Source organism: Hydrogenophaga pseudoflava (assembly GCF_004353865.1).
GTDB classification, from domain to species: Bacteria; Pseudomonadota; Gammaproteobacteria; order Burkholderiales; family Burkholderiaceae_C; genus Hydrogenophaga; species Hydrogenophaga pseudoflava.
On record NZ_CP037867.1, the window covers coordinates 518,437 to 534,127 of the forward strand.

Below are 15,691 nucleotides of genomic sequence, written 5' to 3' on the forward strand. Positions count from 1 at the left end.
CTTCAGACTCCGGGCATTCACCAATTTGTCCTGTTTCAGGAGACCCGCCATGCCCCGCAGCACCGACCGCCTGCCCTTCCCCTACCGGCCCGAGGCCGAGACTGTTGCCCAGCGCCTGGCCGCGCTGCAGGGGGCGCTGGATTGGGCCGCCGCCGCCCACGTCGCGGCGCCCTGGGTACGCGCGGTGCGCGAGAACCCGCCGCCGTTCTGGGCCATGGAAAGCCTGCTCAAGGAATACCCGATTTCCAGCGCCGAAGGCCTGGCCCTGATGCGCCTGGCCGAGGCCCTGCTGCGCGTGCCCGACGCTGAGACGGCGATCGCGCTGACGGCCGACCAGTTGGGTCGCGCCGACTTCGACGGTGCCGCCGACTCGACTCTGGCGAGGTTGTCGTCGACGGCCATCGCCATGTCCAAGCACTTCCTGCCCGAGTCCGGCCACGAGCCGGGCCTGATGGCCAAGCTGGGCGCGCGCACCGTGGTGGCCGCCACGCTGCGCGCGGTGCAGCTGCTGGGCCGCCAGTTCGTGCTGGGGCAGACCATCGGCGAGGGCATGAAGGAGGCGACAGCGGCGCGCAGGAAGCAGCCCAACCTCCAGTTCAGCTACGACATGCTGGGCGAAGGTGCGCGCACCGCGGCCGACGCGCTGCGCTACCAGGCCAGCTACGAGAACGCCATCGCCGCCATCGCCCAGGGCGCGGACCCGGCGCGCCACCCGGCTCAGAACGACGGCATCTCGATCAAGCTCAGCGCGCTGCACCCGCGCTACGAAGATGCCCAGCACGAGCGCGTGATGAACGAGCTCGTGCCGCGCGTGTGGACTCTGTGCCGCGCGGCCGCGGCGGCCAACCTGAACCTGACCATCGACGCCGAGGAGGTGGACCGGCTCGAACTCTCGCTGGACGTGTTCGAGGCGCTGGCCGCGCTGGTGGCCGAACATTGCCCGCAGTGGCAAGGTCTGGGCCTGGCCATGCAGGCCTACCAGACGCGCGCGGTCGAGCTGATCGCGCACATCGCCGCGCTGGCCCGCCAGTACCGTATCAAGTTCATGTGCCGCCTGGTCAAGGGCGCCTACTGGGACGCCGAGATCAAGCGCGCGCAGGAACAGGGCCTCCCCGCTTACCCGGTGTTCACCCACAAGCACCACACCGACGTGAGCTACCTGGCCTGCGCCAAGACGCTGCTGGACGCGCCCGACGCGATCTTTCCGCAGTTCGCCACGCACAACGCCGGCACGATTGCGGCCATCCTGCAACTTGCATCGCGCAAGGCGGTTCCGTTTGAATTGCAAAGATTGCACGGCATGGGCGAGGGCATCTACCGCGAGGTGCTGAAGAACCCGCTGGTGAGCTGCCGCGTCTACGCCCCCGTGGGCGCGCACCGCGACTTGCTGGCCTACCTGGTGCGCCGCCTGCTGGAGAACGGCGCCAACTCCTCCTTCGTGCACCAGCTGGCCGACGAGTCGGTGGGCATGGACGAGCTGCTGATCTCGCCGCTGCGGCTGGAGCCGCAGGCCTCGTTGCCGTTGCCGATGGACCTGTACGGCACGGCTCGCGCCAACAGCAGCGGCCGAGACCTGACGGTGGTCGCGCAGCGCGATGAGCTGCTGGCGGCGCACGCGGCCTGTGTCGTGCCCGTGGTGGCGGAAGCCAAGGCGGAAGATGCGACCGGCGCCGTGGCGCGCGCCGTCGCCGCCTTCGGCGCCTGGAACCACACCCCGGTGGCGCAACGTGCGGCCGTGCTGCGCTTCGCCGCTGACGCGCTCGACGCGGCTCTGCCGCGCTTCTGCACCCTGCTGGTGAAAGAGGCGCACAAGACCTGGGGCGACGCCGTGTCCGAGGTGCGCGAGGCGGTGGACTTCCTGCGCTACTACGCCAACGAGGCCGAGCGCGTGCAGGCGCCGCAGACCCTGCCCGGCCCCACGGGCGAGAGCAACACGCTGCGCCTGGAAGGCCGCGGCGCCTGGGTCTGCATCAGCCCCTGGAACTTCCCGCTGGCGATCTTCATGGGCCAGGTCGCGGCGGCGCTGGCCACTGGCAACACGGTGCTGGCCAAGCCGGCCGAGCAGACCCCGGCGGTGGCGCTGGAGGCGGTGAAACTGCTGCACACCGCCGGCATCCCCGCCGATGCGCTGCAGCTGCTGCACGGCCCGGGCGAGACGGTGGGTGCGGCCCTGGTCGCGGCGCCCGGCGTGGCCGGCGTGGTGTTCACCGGATCGACCCAGGTGGCCAAGATCATCCAGCGCGCGCTGGCGGCCAAGGACGGCCCCATCGTGCCCCTGATCGCCGAGACCGGCGGCATCAACGCCATGCTGGTGGACAGCACGGCCCTGCCCGAGCAGGTGGCCGACGCGGTGGTGCAGAGCGCCTTCCGCAGCGCGGGCCAGCGCTGCTCGGCCCTGCGCCTGCTGTGCGTGCACGAGGCGATTGCCGACGGCGTGATCGAGATGATCCAGGGCGCTGCGAAAGAGCTGGTGGCGGGCGATCCGTCGCAGCTGTCGACCGACCTCGGCCCGGTGATCGATGCCGAGGCCTTCGACAACATCCAGCGCCACGTCGCGCGGCTGAGCAGCAGCGCCAAGGCCTTGCTGCCGGAAGCACGCCCGGCGCAGGCCCTGCCCAATCTGGTGCCGCCGCAGATGTTCGAGGTCGGTGCGATTGCCGAGGTGACGCAGGAAATCTTCGGCCCGGTGTTGCAGGTGGTGCGCTGGGGCGGCGATCCGATGGACGTGATCCGCCAGATCAACGCCCTGGGCTACGGCCTGACGCTGGGCATCCAGACCCGCATCGACAGCCGCGCGCAGGCGCTGGCCGCCGCGGCGCGGGTGGGCAACGTCTATGTCAACCGCAACATGATCGGCGCCGTGGTGGGCGTGCAGCCCTTCGGCGGCGAAGGCCTCTCCGGCACCGGCCCCAAGGCCGGCGGGCCGAACTACCTGCAACGCTTCTGCGCCGAGCAGACCCTGACCATCAACACCACCGCGGCGGGCGGCAACGTGGCGCTGTTCGCCGGCTGAGTCTTCTGTCGCGCGCTTGACCCGGGGGCGCAGGGGCCGGCGGAACAATGCCGGCATGAAGCCCTTTTGCTCCCCGTTGCAGTCCCAGGTCGTCGAGGTTTGCGTGTCTGTGGGAGATGCGGTGCGCGCCGGCGACCCGCTGGTGATCGTCGAGGCCATGAAGATGGAGCACGAGCTGCGCGCCGTGGCCGATGGCCATGTGACCGAGCTGTGTTGCGCGGTCGGGGACGTGGTTCAGGAGGGCGATGCGCTGCTGGTGCTCGCACCGGTGGTGATTGCCCCTGAAGCCGCTTCAGTGCCGGCGGAAGTGCCGGCAGGAGCGCCGGTGGCCGGGGGCGCCGGGCGGGCCGATCTGGCGCGGCTGCGCGAGCGCGAGCGCTTTCTGCTGGACGCTGCAAGACCGGAGGCGGTGGCGAAACGCCATGCGCTGGGCCTGCGAACCGCGCGAGAGAACATCGCCGACCTGTGCGACGAGGGCTCGTTCATCGAATACGGCGCGCTGGCCGTGGCGGCGCAGCGCAACCGCCGCAGCGCCGAGGACCTGATCGCGAACACGCCCGCCGACGGCATGGTGACCGGCATCGGTTCGGTCAATGGCGCCGAGTTTGGCGCAGGGCGTTCGCGCACTGTGGTCATGGCCTACGACGCCACCGTGCTGGCCGGCACGCAGGGCATGCGCAACCACGCCAAGACCGACCGCCTGCTGGGCGTCGCGCTGGCGCAGAAGCTGCCGGTGGTGCTGTTCGCCGAGGGCGGTGGCGGGCGGCCGGGCGACACCGACATGCCCATCGTCGCGGGCCTGCACGTGGGCACCTTCGCCGCGTTCGCCCGGCTGTCCGGCCAGGTGCCGGTGGTCGGCATCGCGGCGGGCCGCTGCTTCGCAGGCAACGCGGCGCTGCTGGGCTGCAGCGACGTGGTCATCGCCACACGCAGCAGCAACATCGGCATGGGCGGCCCGGCCATGATCGAGGGCGGCGGGCTGGGCTTGTACCGGCCCGAAGAAATCGGCCCGTCGGAAGTGCAGCACGCCAACGGCGTGATCGACATCCTGGTCGAGAACGAAGCCGAGGCGGTGGTGGCCGCAAAACACTACCTGTCGTTTTTCCAGGGCTGCACGATCGGCTGGGCGGCGCCCGACCCGCAGACCTTGCGCGATGTTGTGCCCGAGAACCGGGTGCGCGCCTACGACAGCCGGGCCGCGATGGCAGGGCTGGTGGACGTGGGCAGCCTGCTGCCGCTGCGCACCGGTTTTGGCGCCGGCATCCACACCGCGCTGGGCCGCATCGAGGGTCGGCCGGTGGGGCTGATGGCCAACAACCCCTTGCACCAGGGCGGCGCCATCGACGCCGATGCGGCCGACAAGGCGGCGCGTTTCATGCAGCTGTGTGATGCCCACGGCCTGCCCATCGTCAGCCTGGTCGACACCCCGGGGTTCATGGTCGGTCCGGCCACCGAGGCCACGGCCCAGGTGCGGCACGTCAGCCGCCTGTTCGTGCGCGCGGCGCATCTGCGGGTGCCGGTGTTCGCGGTGGTGCTGCGCAAGGGCTATGGCCTGGGGGCGATGGGCATGAGCGCCGGCGGCTTCCACGCGCCGGCCTTCACGGTGGCGTGGCCTTCGGCCGAGTTCGGCGCCATGGGGCTGGAAGGTGCGGTGCGGCTGGGCTACCGCAAGGAGCTGGAGGCGGTGCCCGAGGGACCACAGCGCGAGGCCCTGTTCCAGTCGTTGCTGGGGCAGATGGTGGCGCGGGGTGCGGCGACCGAGATGGCCGGCACGCTGGAGATCGATGCGGTGATCGACCCGGCCGAGACACGGGCCTGGCTGGTCCGGGGGCTGGCCGGCTCAAGGGTGGCCGCACCGCCCGAACGGGGCGGCATCGACACCTGGTAATTGCGCGCCGCAGGCAGAGCTGGCGCTCAGTGCAGGTCGCCGAACGAGGTGGAGCGCACGCCGGCGCTGGGGGATTGCGGTGCGGTCTGGTTGATGTTGATCCAGAACTCGCAGACGTGTTTCATCGCGCTGAGAAACTGCGCGAACTCCGTCGGTTTGGCGATGTAGGCGTTGGTGCCGGCCTCGTAGGCGCGCTGCAGGTCGCTGGGCTCGGTGGATGAGGTCAGCACCACCACCGGGATGTTGTGCAGCGTGTCCGAACCTTTGATTTCCTTGAGCACCCCGATGCCGTCGAGCAGGGGCATCTTCAGGTCCAGCAGCACCAGCACGGGGTTGCCGCCCGGACGGTCGGCATAGTCGTCGCGCCGGTACAGGTAGTCCAGCGCCTGCATGCCGTCGGAGACGTGGGTCACGCGTCCGTCCAGTCCGTGGCGGGCCAGCGCCAGTTTGGTCAGTTCTGCGTCGTCCGGGTTGTCCTCGACCAGCAGGATGGCTTCAGCGTTCTTGTTCATGGTTCCAGGACCGAAGGTATGGAGTCGTGCGACGAGTCTGACGGGCTGCAGCCTTCAAAAGGCAGCGAGAAGTGGAACGTGCTGCCTTCGCCCTGTTGGCTCTCGGCCCAAATGCTACCACCGTGGCGCTCGAGAATGCGCCGGGTGAGGGCCAGTCCGATGCCGGTGCCCTCGAATTCCGAGGCCCGGTGCAGGCGCTGGAAGACGCCGAAGAGCTTCTGCGCGTACTTGGTGTCGAAACCGACGCCGTTGTCCTTGACGTAGAAGGTGTAACCCACGGCGGGGTCGACGCTCCAGCCGACCTCGATGCGGGCGCGTTCCCGGGGGCGGGTGTACTTGAAGGCGTTGCCCAGCAGGTTGGCCCAGACCTCGCGCAGCAGCAGCGCGTCGCCCTGGACCACCGGCAGGTCGGGTGCGATCACCCAGTCGACCACGCGGCCTTCGGTGTCGTGGGCGATCTGGCTGACCACCGCCTCGACCAGCATGGTGAAGTCCACGGGCATCACATTGACCGCCGAGCGGCCCAGGCGCGAAAACGCCAGCAGGCCGTCGATGAGCTGGCTCATGTGGCGCGCCGAGTTGCCGATGGTGCCCAGGTAGCGCTGCGTGGTGTCGTCGCCCTTGTCGGCCAGGTGCTCCTCCAGCAGGCTCACGAAGCTGGAGATGTGGCGCAGCGGTGAGCGCAGGTCGTGCGAGACCGAGTAGGAGAAAGACTCCAGGTCCTTGTTGGCGGCCAGCAGCTGCTCGGTGCGCTCGACCACCCGGTTCTCCAGCTCGTCATTGATGTTGCGCATCAGGTCGTCCAGCCGCTTGGCGTCGGTCATGTCGCGGCTGATCTTGGAGAAGCCGCGCAGCTCGCCGCTGTCGTCCCGCAGCGCGATCAGGATCGAGTGGGCCCAGTAGCGCGAGCCGTCCTTGCGCGTCTGCCAGCTGTGCAGCTCGTGCTGGCCCCGGGATGCCGCCATGCGCAGCATCTGTGCGGCGATGCTCGATGCCTCGTCCGGGTTGTCCGGCTGCAGCAGCTTGGCGTAGTGCTGTCCGAGCATCTCGGAGGGCGAATAGCCTTCCATGCGCTGGGCACTGTCGGTCCAGTCGGTGATGCAGCCCTGGGCGTCCAGGAAGTAGATGCTGTAGTCACGCAGGTTGTCCGCCATGAGGCGGAAGCGCTGCTCGCTCTCCAGCAACTCCATCGACCGTTCACGGATCCGCATCTCCAGCTCGTCGTTGAGCTGGTGCACGCGTTCCTCAACGCGCTTGCGTTCGGTGATGTCGATGATCTGGACGATGATGCCCTGCACCAGGCCTTCGTAGATGTCTGGCAGCAGGGTGGCCCGGATGTAGATGTCCTCTCCGCTCACGGTGTGGCGCCAGGATTCGTAGTGCTGGACCTGTCCGTCAAGGGCCGCCTGGTACCGGGGCTGGACCTCCTGCCAGACCAAGGCCGGCAGGCACTCGCTGATGTGGAGTCCGAGAATGCGAGCCGGGTCCAGACCATAGAGCCGGCGGTGTTCTTCGTTGGCGAACCGGAACCTGAGCATGGCGTCCAGGTAGGCGATCACGCCGGGCACATGGTTGGTCACCGTCTGCAGGAAGCGCTGGTTTTCCTGCAGCGCCAGCTCCGCCTGCCTGCGCTGGGTGATGTCCACCACCGTGGTGTTGCTGCGCAGGAAGCGTCCCTTTTCGTCGCGCACGGCTGCGGATGACAGCAGTGCGTGGAACACCGAACCGTCCTTGCGGCGCATCTCGTATTCGGCACCCGCCAGCGAGCCCTCGCGGATCAGCCGCTCCATGCGGTCTTCCAGCAGAGGCACGCGCGAGGGCAGGACCACATCTCGGTAGCTCAGCCGGCCGATGACCTCGTCGCGCTCGTAGCCCAGCCAATGCAGCTCGGTGTCGTTGATCGACTCGTACACACCGTCGGCATTGAGCGAGTGGTAGCCGCAGGGGGCCTGGTTGTAGAGGGCCTGCGCCTGCTGCAGGGCGTCGGCCAGCTGGCGGTTGGTGCTCTGCACACGGTCTTCAGAGGCCTTGCGCTCGGTGATGTCGACCATCTGGATGATCAGCCCCTGCACCTGGCCGTTCTCGATGTATGGCGTGTACCCGATGCTCGCGTAGAACTCGTGGCCGTCCGGGAAGCGGCGCAAGCCTTCAAATTGCTGGGGTTCGCCGTGCAGCGCGGCTTCCAGGCGCGCGCCGGCCGTGGCAAAGTCCTCGGGCCTGGCGATGTCGCGCAGGTGCAGGCCGATCAGGCTGGCCGGCTCGGTGCCCAGCCAGCGGGCGTAGCTGGCGTTGGCGAAGCGGCAGATCAGGTCGCGGTCGTAGAAGGCGAGCTGCACCGGCACGGTGTTGGTGACAGTCTGCAGGAAATTGCGTTGGACGTGCAGGGCGTGTTCGGCCAGCTTGCGCGCCGAAATGTCCACCAGGGTGTTGTTGGTCCGGACAAAGCGCCCCTGCTCATCGACCACGGCCGTGCTGCTGAGCAGGGCCACGAAGGTCGTGCCGTCACGGCGGCGCAGGCCCAACTCGACCGATTCCAGCTTTTCGCCTTTGATCAGGCGCTGAAGCCGGTCCCTGATCATGGGCCGGTCTTCGGGCAACACCTGGTCACGGAAGGTCATCTTGCCGATGGCTTCCTCCCGTGTGTATCCCAGCCAGTCCAGTTCTGTCTGGTTGATCAGGACGAAGATGCCGTCGGCGTCCACCGAGTGGTAGCCGCAGGGGGCCTTGTTGTAGAGCGTCTGGGCGTCGTGCAGCGTCTGCCGCAGCCGCTCGTTGACCGTCGCCAGCTGGCTGGTCCGTTCCTGGACCCGAGACTCCAGCTCGCTGTTGAGCCGCTGGATCTGGTGCTGCTGCTCGTGGGTCTCGGTGATGTCGCGCGACACCGCCAGCAGCATCACCGGCTGGCCGCTGCTGTCGGTGATCGGAGAGACCACGGTGTCCCACCACTTGGGTGTGCCCTTGAACGTGTTGCCGAAGGCCACAAAGCGCGCGCCGCCGGCAGTGCGCGCCTGGTCGAGTGCCGAGCGTGCGAGGTTCTGTCCTTCTTCGGGCCACCAGGTGGTCCAGTCGCTGCCGCGGACCTGCTCAAAATCATCGACCTCTACCAGCTTGCAGCCACGGGCGGTCATCTGGAGCACGTGGCCCTGCAGGTCCAGCACCTTGGTGCAGTCCGGGCTGCTGGCAATGATCTGGCGGTTGAGCTCGTCCTTGATGCGGGCTTCCGCCTCCAGCTTGCGCAGCTGGCTGATGTCCTGCACGAAACCCAGCTGTCCGGTGAGCCGGCCCTGTTCGTCAAACTGGGGGATGTTTCGCGCAATCACATGGGCGATGTCCTCGCTGCCTGGCCGGATGATGCGGAATTCAAGGCTCGTGCTCGTGCCTGTGGCCACGCCGCGTTCCCAGTATTCCTTCACAACCGCCACGTCGGCCGAATGAACGCAGCGCATCCAGCCGAAATTGAAGAAATCCTGCTCTTCCAGGCCGAAGATCTGCTGCAGCATCTGATCGACCTGTATCAGAGAACCATCGGGCTGGATGCGCAGCATGCCAATTGGGAACACGCTGTTGAGGGCCGCGAACAGAGAGCTGTAGGGGTCCGGCGATTCGCTGCGGAGACCATGGGCGGGGCCGGGCGATGCGGCGGGGCGCCGCAACTGCGCCAGCTCGGCGCGCAGGGCCTGCACCTCGGCTTCGAGCGCGCGCTCACGATCGGACACCTGCTCTTCGTCAGGTGTCTTTCTGGCTTTGTTCCCAGGAAACGGGTGGATCGCGCTCATCGCGGACCCACTTTACCGCAGGGGGCCGCAGCCCAGATGTGAAATCTGACCGTCAGAACCGGGGCAAATCCGGGTGGCTGATCTGGCCTGCGCGCACCAGCATCTTTCCGTATTCGGCACAACGTTGCAGCGTCGGAATCACTTTTCCGGGGTTTAGTAGCTCTTTGGTATCAAAGGCGCGTTTGACGGCGAACATCTGTGCGTTTTCCTCTGCGGAAAACTGAACGCACATGCTGTTGACTTTTTCCACACCCACGCCGTGTTCGCCTGTCACCGTGCCGCCCATGGCGACGCTGGTTTCCAGGATGTCGGCGCCGAACAGCTCGCAGCGGCGCAGCTGGTCCGGGTCGTTGGCATCGAACAGGATCAGCGGGTGCAGGTTGCCGTCGCCGGCATGGAACACGTTGGCGCAGCGCAGGCCGTACTTCTTCTCCATCTCGCCGATGGCGATCAGGATGTCGGCCAGGCGCTTGCGCGGGATGGTCGAGTCCATGCACATGTAGTCGGGGCTGATGCGGCCGCTGGCCGGAAAGGCGTTCTTGCGGCCGCTCCAGAAGCGCAGGCGCTCGGCCTCGTCGCGGCTCACGGCGATGGCGGTGGCACCGCAGCCGCGCAGCACCGCGCTCATGCGGCCGATTTCCTCTTCCACCTCTTCGGGTGTGCCGTCGCTCTCGCACAGCAGGATCGCCTCGGCGTTCAGGTCGTAGCCGGCCTTGACAAAGTCTTCCACCGCGGCGGTCATGGGCTTGTCCATCATCTCCAGCCCGGCCGGGATGATGCCGGCCGCGATGACCGAGGCCACTGCGTCGCCCGCCTTCTGGATGTCGTCGAAGCTGGCCATGATGCAGCGCGCCAGCTGGGGCTTGGGCACCAGCTTGACCACCACCTCGGTCACGACCGCCAGCATGCCCTCGCTGCCGATCACCAGCGACAGCAGGTCCAGGCCCGGCGTGTCCAGCGCGGTGCCTCCGAAGGTGACCGGTTCACCCTCGACCGTGAAGCCGCGCACCTGCAGCACGTTGTGCACCGTCAGGCCGTACTTCAGACAGTGCACGCCGCCCGAGTTCTCGGCCACGTTGCCGCCGATGGTGCAGGCGATCTGGCTGCTCGGGTCCGGCGCGTAGTACAGGCCGTGCGCCGCGGCCGCTTCGCTGATGGCGAGGTTGCGCACGCCGGCCTGAACCACCGCGGTGCGCGATCGGGCGTCGAGCGACACGATTTTGTTGAACTTGGCCAGCGACAGCGTCACGCCCATGGCGTGCGGCATGGCGCCGCCGGAGAGGCCGGTGCCGGCGCCGCGCGCCACCACCGGCGCATTCAGTGCGTGGCAGGCCTTGAGCACGGCCGCCACCTGGGCTTCGGTCTCGGGCAGGGCCACCACCAGCGGCCGCTGGCGGTAGGCGGTGAGGCCGTCGCACTCGTAGGGCACGGTGTCCTCGGCGTGCCAGAGCAGGGCGTGGGCCGGCAGCACGGCCTGCAGGGCGCGCACCACCTCAGCCTGGCGGGCGGCGCGTTCGGCGCGGGTGACTTCGGCGGGGGAGGTGGGGGCGTTCATGCGCGGCAGTGTACGGCTGGCCGTCCGCTTGTGCATTGAAGAAACTTGCAGCCCGATGTGAGAGGACTTGAGTGGTTTTGACCCGCGTCAAATGCCGGGGTCTTGAAAAGCGCAGGATGGGAATCTATCTGTCTGGCACGGGAGCGGCGATGACCGGTCCCCCGAATGCACCACCACCTTCAGGAGTGAACGCCATGAACCATCTGATCGCACGCACCGGCCTGTTCGACGACTTCTTCAAGGACGTCGCCCCCGGTTTTTATGTCCGTCCGCTGCACGGAGACTCGTTGCCCTCGCCCTCGCAGATCAAGATCGACGTGAAGGAGACGCCGTCGGCCTACACCGTGGTCGCCGAGGTGCCTGGCGTGGCCAAGGAAGACATCCACGTGACCGTCGAAGGCAGCGTGGTGACGCTGCGCGCCGAGATCAAGCAGCAGGACAGCCAGACCCAGGACGAGAAGGTGCTGCGCACCGAGCGCTACTACGGCGCCGTGGCCCGCAGTTTCCAGCTGGCCACCGACATCGACAACGAGAAGTCGAAGGCGAAGTACGAAAACGGCGTGCTGACGCTCACGCTGCCGAAGAAGCTGGCGCTCGCGGGCCAGCGACTGAACGTCGAATGATCAGCTGAGGGAGTTGCGCAGCCACTCGGCGAAGGCGGCGCACTCCCAGCGGTCCATGGTGCCGGTCCGCCAGCACAGGTAGTGCGCGTGCGGGCTGGGCACATGGCGCGGGTAGAGCGGCACCAGCGTGCCGTTCTCCAGCCAGGGCGCGGCCAGCTTCATGCGCACCAGGGCCACACCCATGCCGGCTGCAGCGGCGTCGCACATCAGGCCGATGTCGTTGAATTGCGAGCCGTCCACCGGCTCGGGCCAGTCCAGATCGTGCGCCGCGAACCAGGTGCGCCAGGGCTCCAGCGGGCTGCGCAGCAGCGGTTCGCCCTCCAGATCCTGCGGCGTCTCGAACGGGCCGTGCTCGCGCACGAAGGTCGGCGAGGCCAGCGGCGTGACCTCGTCCTTCATCAGGCAGACGTGCTCCACATCGGCGTAGCGACCGGTGCCGAAGCGGATCATCAGGTCCGCGTCCTCGGCCACCACGTCCAGCAGCGGGATGCTGACCTGCAGCGTCAGGTCGATCTCGGGGTAAGCGTCGGAGAACTGCTTGAGGCGCGGCAGCAGGATGGAGCGCGCAAAGGTCGGCGTGACCGCCAGCCGCAGCTTGCGCCGGCCCGGCGAGGCCGCGCTGCTGGGAAACTTCTGCAGCGAGGCCAGGCCCTCGCGCACCTGCGCCAGGTACTCGCTGCCCTCGGTCGTGAGGGAGAAATCCGCCCGCCCGAACAGCTTGGTGCCCAGGATCTGTTCGAGCTGCTTGATGCGGTGGCTCACCGCGCTGGGTGTCACGCACAGCTCTTCTGCCGTCTGCGTCACGCTGCGCAGGCGCGCCAGCGCCTCGAAGGTCAGCAGACACTGGATGGGCGGAATCCTGATCGCCATCTGGTTTATTTGAAGACAACGGTCTTGTGGCCGTTGAGCAGCACGCGGTGCTCGCTGTGCCACTTCACCGCGCGCGCCAGCACCTGGCTCTCGGTGTCGCGGCCCAGGGCGGTGAGGTCTTCCACCGTGTCGGTGTGGTCCACGCGGGCCACGTCCTGCTCGATGATCGGGCCCTCGTCCAGATCCGCCGTCACGTAGTGAGCGGTGGCGCCGATCAGCTTCACGCCGCGGTCGTGCGCCTGGTAGTAGGGCTTGGCGCCCTTGAAGCTGGGCAGGAAACTGTGGTGGATGTTGATCGCCTGGCCCGAGAGCTCGCGGCACAGGTTGTCCGACAGGATCTGCATGTAGCGCGCCAGCACCACCAGCTCCGCGCCTTCGCTGCGGATCACCTCCAGCTGCTTCGCCTCGGCCTGCGCCTTGGTGGCGGCCGTCATCGGAATGTGGTGGAACGGCACGTTGTAGCTGGCCGCCAGCTGGTAGAAGTCGCGGTGGTTGCTGACGATGGCCCGGATGTCCAGCCGCAACAGGCCACTCTTCCAGCGGAACAGCAGGTCGTTCAGGCAGTGGCCTTCCTTGCTCACGAAGATGACAGTCTTCATCGGCTCGGCCAGGGGGTGCAGTCCCCATTGCATGCCGAACGGTTCGGCAAACAAGCTCAGGTGGGTGCGCAAGTCGTCCTGGGTCAGTTGGCCGCAAGTGAACTGGACCCGCATGAAGAACAGGCCGGTGCCGTGGTCGTTGTACTGGGCGGCTTCTTCGATATTGCCGCCACGCTCCAGCAGGAAACCGGAGACGGCGTGCACGATGCCGGGACGGTCCTGGCAGGAGAGGGTGAGAACGTAGGTGTGGATCATGGTCGGCCGGATTGTCGCAGGGTGGCTGGGGGTGGGTCCGGGTGGTCCGAGGTCAGTGGACCTCACGATTCGATGTTTCCGGTGCCAGAATCCGTCCACTTCATTGTCTGCGCACGCTGCGCCCGCCCAGGAGACCGACCATGGCCTACAACGACTTCCGCATGGACAACCAGTGGTTGCCCTTCACGCCCAACCGTGCTTTCCAGAAAGACCCGCGCGTCTTCGTCGGCGCCGACGGCATGTACTTCACCACGCACGACGGCCGCCAGATCATCGACGGCATTTCCAGCCTGTGGTGCGTGGGCGCGGGCCACAACCGCAAGGCCATCAACGAGGCCATCAAGGCCCAGCTGGACACGCTGGACTACTCGACCGCCTTCAGCGTCAGCAACGACAAGGCCTTCCGTGCCGCCGAGATGATCGCGGCCATGGCGCCCGGCGACCTGAACAAGGTGCTGTTCTGCAACTCCGGCTCGGAAGCGGCCGACACGTCCCTGAAGGTGGCGCTGGCCTACCACCGGGCGCGCGGCGAAGGCCACCGCAACATCTTCATCGGCCGCGAGCGCGGCTACCACGGCGTCAACTTCGGCGGCATGAGCGTGGGCGGCATTCCGGCCAACCGCAAGGTCTACGGCGCCGCGCTGCTGCCGCGCGTGGACCACCTGCGCTTCATCCACGACCCGGTGAACCACGCCTACATCCACAACCAGGAACCGGTGTGGAACGAGGACATCCTGCTGGAGCTGGAAAACCGCATCCTGCCCCTGCACGACCCGAGCAACGTGGCGGCGGTCATCGTCGAGCCGGTGGCCGGCAGCGCGGGCTGGTACATCCCGCCGCAGGGCTACCTGAAACGGCTCAGAGAGATCTGCGACAAGCACGGCATCCTGCTGATCTTCGACGAGGTCATCACCGGCTTCGGCCGTCTGGGCACGCCGTTCGCGTCGGACTACTACGGCGTGCAGCCCGACATGCTGAACTTCGCCAAGGCGGTGACCAACGGCGTCATCCCCATGGGCGGCGTGGTCTGCAGCGACCGCATCTACGACGCAATGATGGGCGCACACGGCAGCGCGCCGGAGCACGCCATCGAGTTCTTCCACGGCTACACCTACAGCGGCCACCCGGTGGCCTGCGCGGCGGCGATCGCCACGCTGGAGCTGTTCCAGCAGGAAAACCTGTTCGCCCGCGCCGGCGAGATGGGCCCTGTGCTGGGCGACGCCGCCCACAGCGCGATCAAGGGCCTGCCCAACGTCATCAGCATCCGCAGCCTGGGCCTGGCGGTCGGCATCGAACTGGCGTCCATCCCCGGCCTGCCGGGCAAGCGCGCCTACGACATCTTCCTGGACTGCTACCACCGCGGTGTGCTGGTGCGCAACGCGGGCGAGAACCTGGTGTTCGCGCCGCCCTACATCGTGGAGCGCGAGCAGATTGATACCATGGTCAACGTGCTGGCCGACGCGATCAAGCGCCACGCCTGACACCCGTCCACCCTTTCCGCCGCAAGGAGGCTCCGCATGGCCATCATGGATTTCCTGAACCGCCAGTTCATCGACGTCATCGAGTGGACCGACGACTCGCGCGACACGCTGTCGTACCGCTTCCCGGACGACGACAAGCAGATCAAGAACGAGGCCCAGCTGATCGTGCGCGAGAGCCAGGTGGCGCAGTTCGTCTACGTCGGCCAGTTCGCCGACACGCTGGGGCCGGGCCGCCACACGCTCAAGACCGAGAACATCCCCATCCTTTCGGACCTGCTGGGCTGGAAGTACAAGTTCCAGACCCCGTTCAAGGCGGACGTCTACTACGTCGTCACGCGCGTCTTCACCGGCAACAAGTGGGGCACGTCCAACCCGGTGATGATGCGCGACGCCGATTTCGGCGTGGTGCGCATGCGCGCCTTCGGCACCTACGACTTCAAGATTGTCGACCCGGTGAAGTTCCTCAAGGAAGTCGCGGGCACCGACCACCACTTCCGGCTGGACGAGTTCAACGACGTGATGCGCTCACGCCTGGTCAGCGTGTTCAGCGAGACCCTGGCCAAGGCCAAGGTGCCGGCGCTGGACGTGGCCACCCGCTACGGCGAGCTGGGCGAGGCGCTGCTGGAGCCGATCAACGTCGCCACGCGCGAGAAGTACGGCATCGAGATGACCGCCTTCGTGGTGGAAAACGTGTCGGTGCCGCCCGAGCTGGAGCAGGCGATCGACAAGCGCGGCTCCATGACCGCCATCGGCAACCTCAACGACTACATCAAATACAACATGGGCAACGCCCTGGCCGAAGGCAAGGCGGGCACCGCCGGCATCGGCGCAGAGCTGGCGGCCGGCCTGGCCATGGGCCAGTCGATGATGCAGGGCATGGCCGGCGGGACCGCCCAGGCGCCTTCGCAGCCGGGTCTGGTGCCCCAGGCCCCCGCGGCGGCCGCGGCCCCGGCGTCGGCGCCCATCGCGCTGATGACCCCCGAACAGGTGGCCGAGGCCCTGGGCGTGAGTCCGGCCGACGTGCTGCAGGAGCTGGAGGCGGGCAACCTCAAGGGCCGCAAGATCGGCAGCCAGTGGCGCGTGCCGCAGGCGGCGCTCGATGATTTTCTCAAGGGTTGA

9 protein-coding genes and 1 pseudogene are annotated in these 15,691 nt (G+C 67.6%); 5 read left to right on the top strand and 5 right to left on the bottom strand.

The genetic code is table 11. The features are described 5' to 3' along the window. The first annotated feature begins 49 nt into the window (after positions 1-49). Positions 50-3,013, top strand: coding sequence for an L-glutamate gamma-semialdehyde dehydrogenase (locus HPF_RS02665; protein ID WP_079364276.1), 2,964 nt, complete (start codon positions 50-52; stop codon positions 3,011-3,013). Between the two features lie 70 nt (positions 3,014-3,083). Next, a pseudogene (locus HPF_RS02670) lies at positions 3,084-4,901 on the top strand (carboxyl transferase domain-containing protein); the annotation flags it as partial. Positions 4,902-4,927: 26 nt separating this feature from the next. Here the strand turns inward: HPF_RS02670 and HPF_RS02675 are convergent. The 3 genes from HPF_RS02675 to HPF_RS02685 all read right to left on the bottom strand — a co-directional run bounded on the left by HPF_RS02675 (position 4,928) and on the right by HPF_RS02685 (position 10,744). Beyond that, positions 4,928-5,413 (bottom strand): response regulator, encoded by a 486-nt coding sequence (locus tag HPF_RS02675; RefSeq protein ID WP_079364278.1) that lies wholly within the window; start codon positions 5,411-5,413, stop codon positions 4,928-4,930. Further along, entirely contained in the window at positions 5,410-9,129 is a 3,720-nt protein-coding gene (locus tag HPF_RS02680) for a PAS domain S-box protein (protein ID WP_165961642.1), read from the bottom strand. The genes HPF_RS02675 and HPF_RS02680 overlap by 4 nt, the downstream gene beginning before the upstream one ends. A gap of 112 nt (positions 9,130-9,241) precedes the next feature. Continuing rightward, complete coding sequence (locus HPF_RS02685) at positions 9,242-10,744, bottom strand: FAD-linked oxidase C-terminal domain-containing protein (RefSeq protein ID WP_127806442.1); 1,503 nt, start codon at positions 10,742-10,744, stop codon at positions 9,242-9,244. Between the two features lie 194 nt (positions 10,745-10,938). Here HPF_RS02685 and HPF_RS02690 point away from each other — a divergent pair, with 194 nt between their 5' ends. Beyond that, positions 10,939-11,367 carry an Hsp20/alpha crystallin family protein gene (locus tag HPF_RS02690; protein ID WP_066157385.1) on the top strand — a complete coding sequence of 143 codons (429 nt, stop codon included), beginning with the start codon at positions 10,939-10,941 and terminating at the stop codon, positions 11,365-11,367. Here HPF_RS02690 and HPF_RS02695 read toward each other — a convergent pair whose 3' ends face one another. Together HPF_RS02695 and purU are read right to left on the bottom strand one after the other, a co-directional pair. Beyond that, a complete protein-coding gene (locus tag HPF_RS02695) occupies positions 11,368-12,237 on the bottom strand; it encodes a LysR substrate-binding domain-containing protein (RefSeq protein ID WP_066157383.1) in 870 nt (289 codons plus the stop codon). 5 nt (positions 12,238-12,242) lie between these two features. Continuing rightward, positions 12,243-13,091, bottom strand: a complete 849-nt coding sequence (gene purU / locus HPF_RS02700; protein WP_127806441.1) for a formyltetrahydrofolate deformylase — start codon at positions 13,089-13,091, stop codon at positions 12,243-12,245. Positions 13,092-13,231: 140 nt separating this feature from the next. Here purU and aptA point away from each other — a divergent pair, with 140 nt between their 5' ends. Then, positions 13,232-14,572: an omega-aminotransferase AptA gene (aptA, locus tag HPF_RS02705; RefSeq protein ID WP_133155682.1), complete on the top strand. Its 1,341-nt coding sequence runs from the start codon at positions 13,232-13,234 to the stop codon at positions 14,570-14,572. Positions 14,573-14,608: 36 nt separating this feature from the next. Further along, positions 14,609-15,691, top strand: coding sequence for an SPFH and helix-turn-helix domain-containing protein (locus HPF_RS02710; RefSeq protein WP_066157376.1), 1,083 nt, complete (start codon positions 14,609-14,611; stop codon positions 15,689-15,691).

What these genes read in the sequence shown, in the direction of transcription:
- HPF_RS02690 (WP_066157385.1), top strand. Translation starts at nt 10,939, where the DNA reads ATGAACCATCTGATCGCACGCACCGGCCTGTTCGACGACTTCTTCAAG.
- HPF_RS02675 (WP_079364278.1), bottom strand. Translation starts at nt 5,413, where the DNA reads ATGAACAAGAACGCTGAAGCCATCCTGCTGGTCGAGGACAACCCGGAC.
- purU (WP_127806441.1), bottom strand. Translation starts at nt 13,091, where the DNA reads ATGATCCACACCTACGTTCTCACCCTCTCCTGCCAGGACCGTCCCGGC.
- HPF_RS02695 (WP_066157383.1), bottom strand. Translation starts at nt 12,237, where the DNA reads ATGGCGATCAGGATTCCGCCCATCCAGTGTCTGCTGACCTTCGAGGCG.
- HPF_RS02685 (WP_127806442.1), bottom strand. Translation starts at nt 10,744, where the DNA reads ATGAACGCCCCCACCTCCCCCGCCGAAGTCACCCGCGCCGAACGCGCC.
- HPF_RS02710 (WP_066157376.1), top strand. Translation starts at nt 14,609, where the DNA reads ATGGCCATCATGGATTTCCTGAACCGCCAGTTCATCGACGTCATCGAG.
- aptA (WP_133155682.1), top strand. Translation starts at nt 13,232, where the DNA reads ATGGCCTACAACGACTTCCGCATGGACAACCAGTGGTTGCCCTTCACG.
- HPF_RS02665 (WP_079364276.1), top strand. Translation starts at nt 50, where the DNA reads ATGCCCCGCAGCACCGACCGCCTGCCCTTCCCCTACCGGCCCGAGGCC.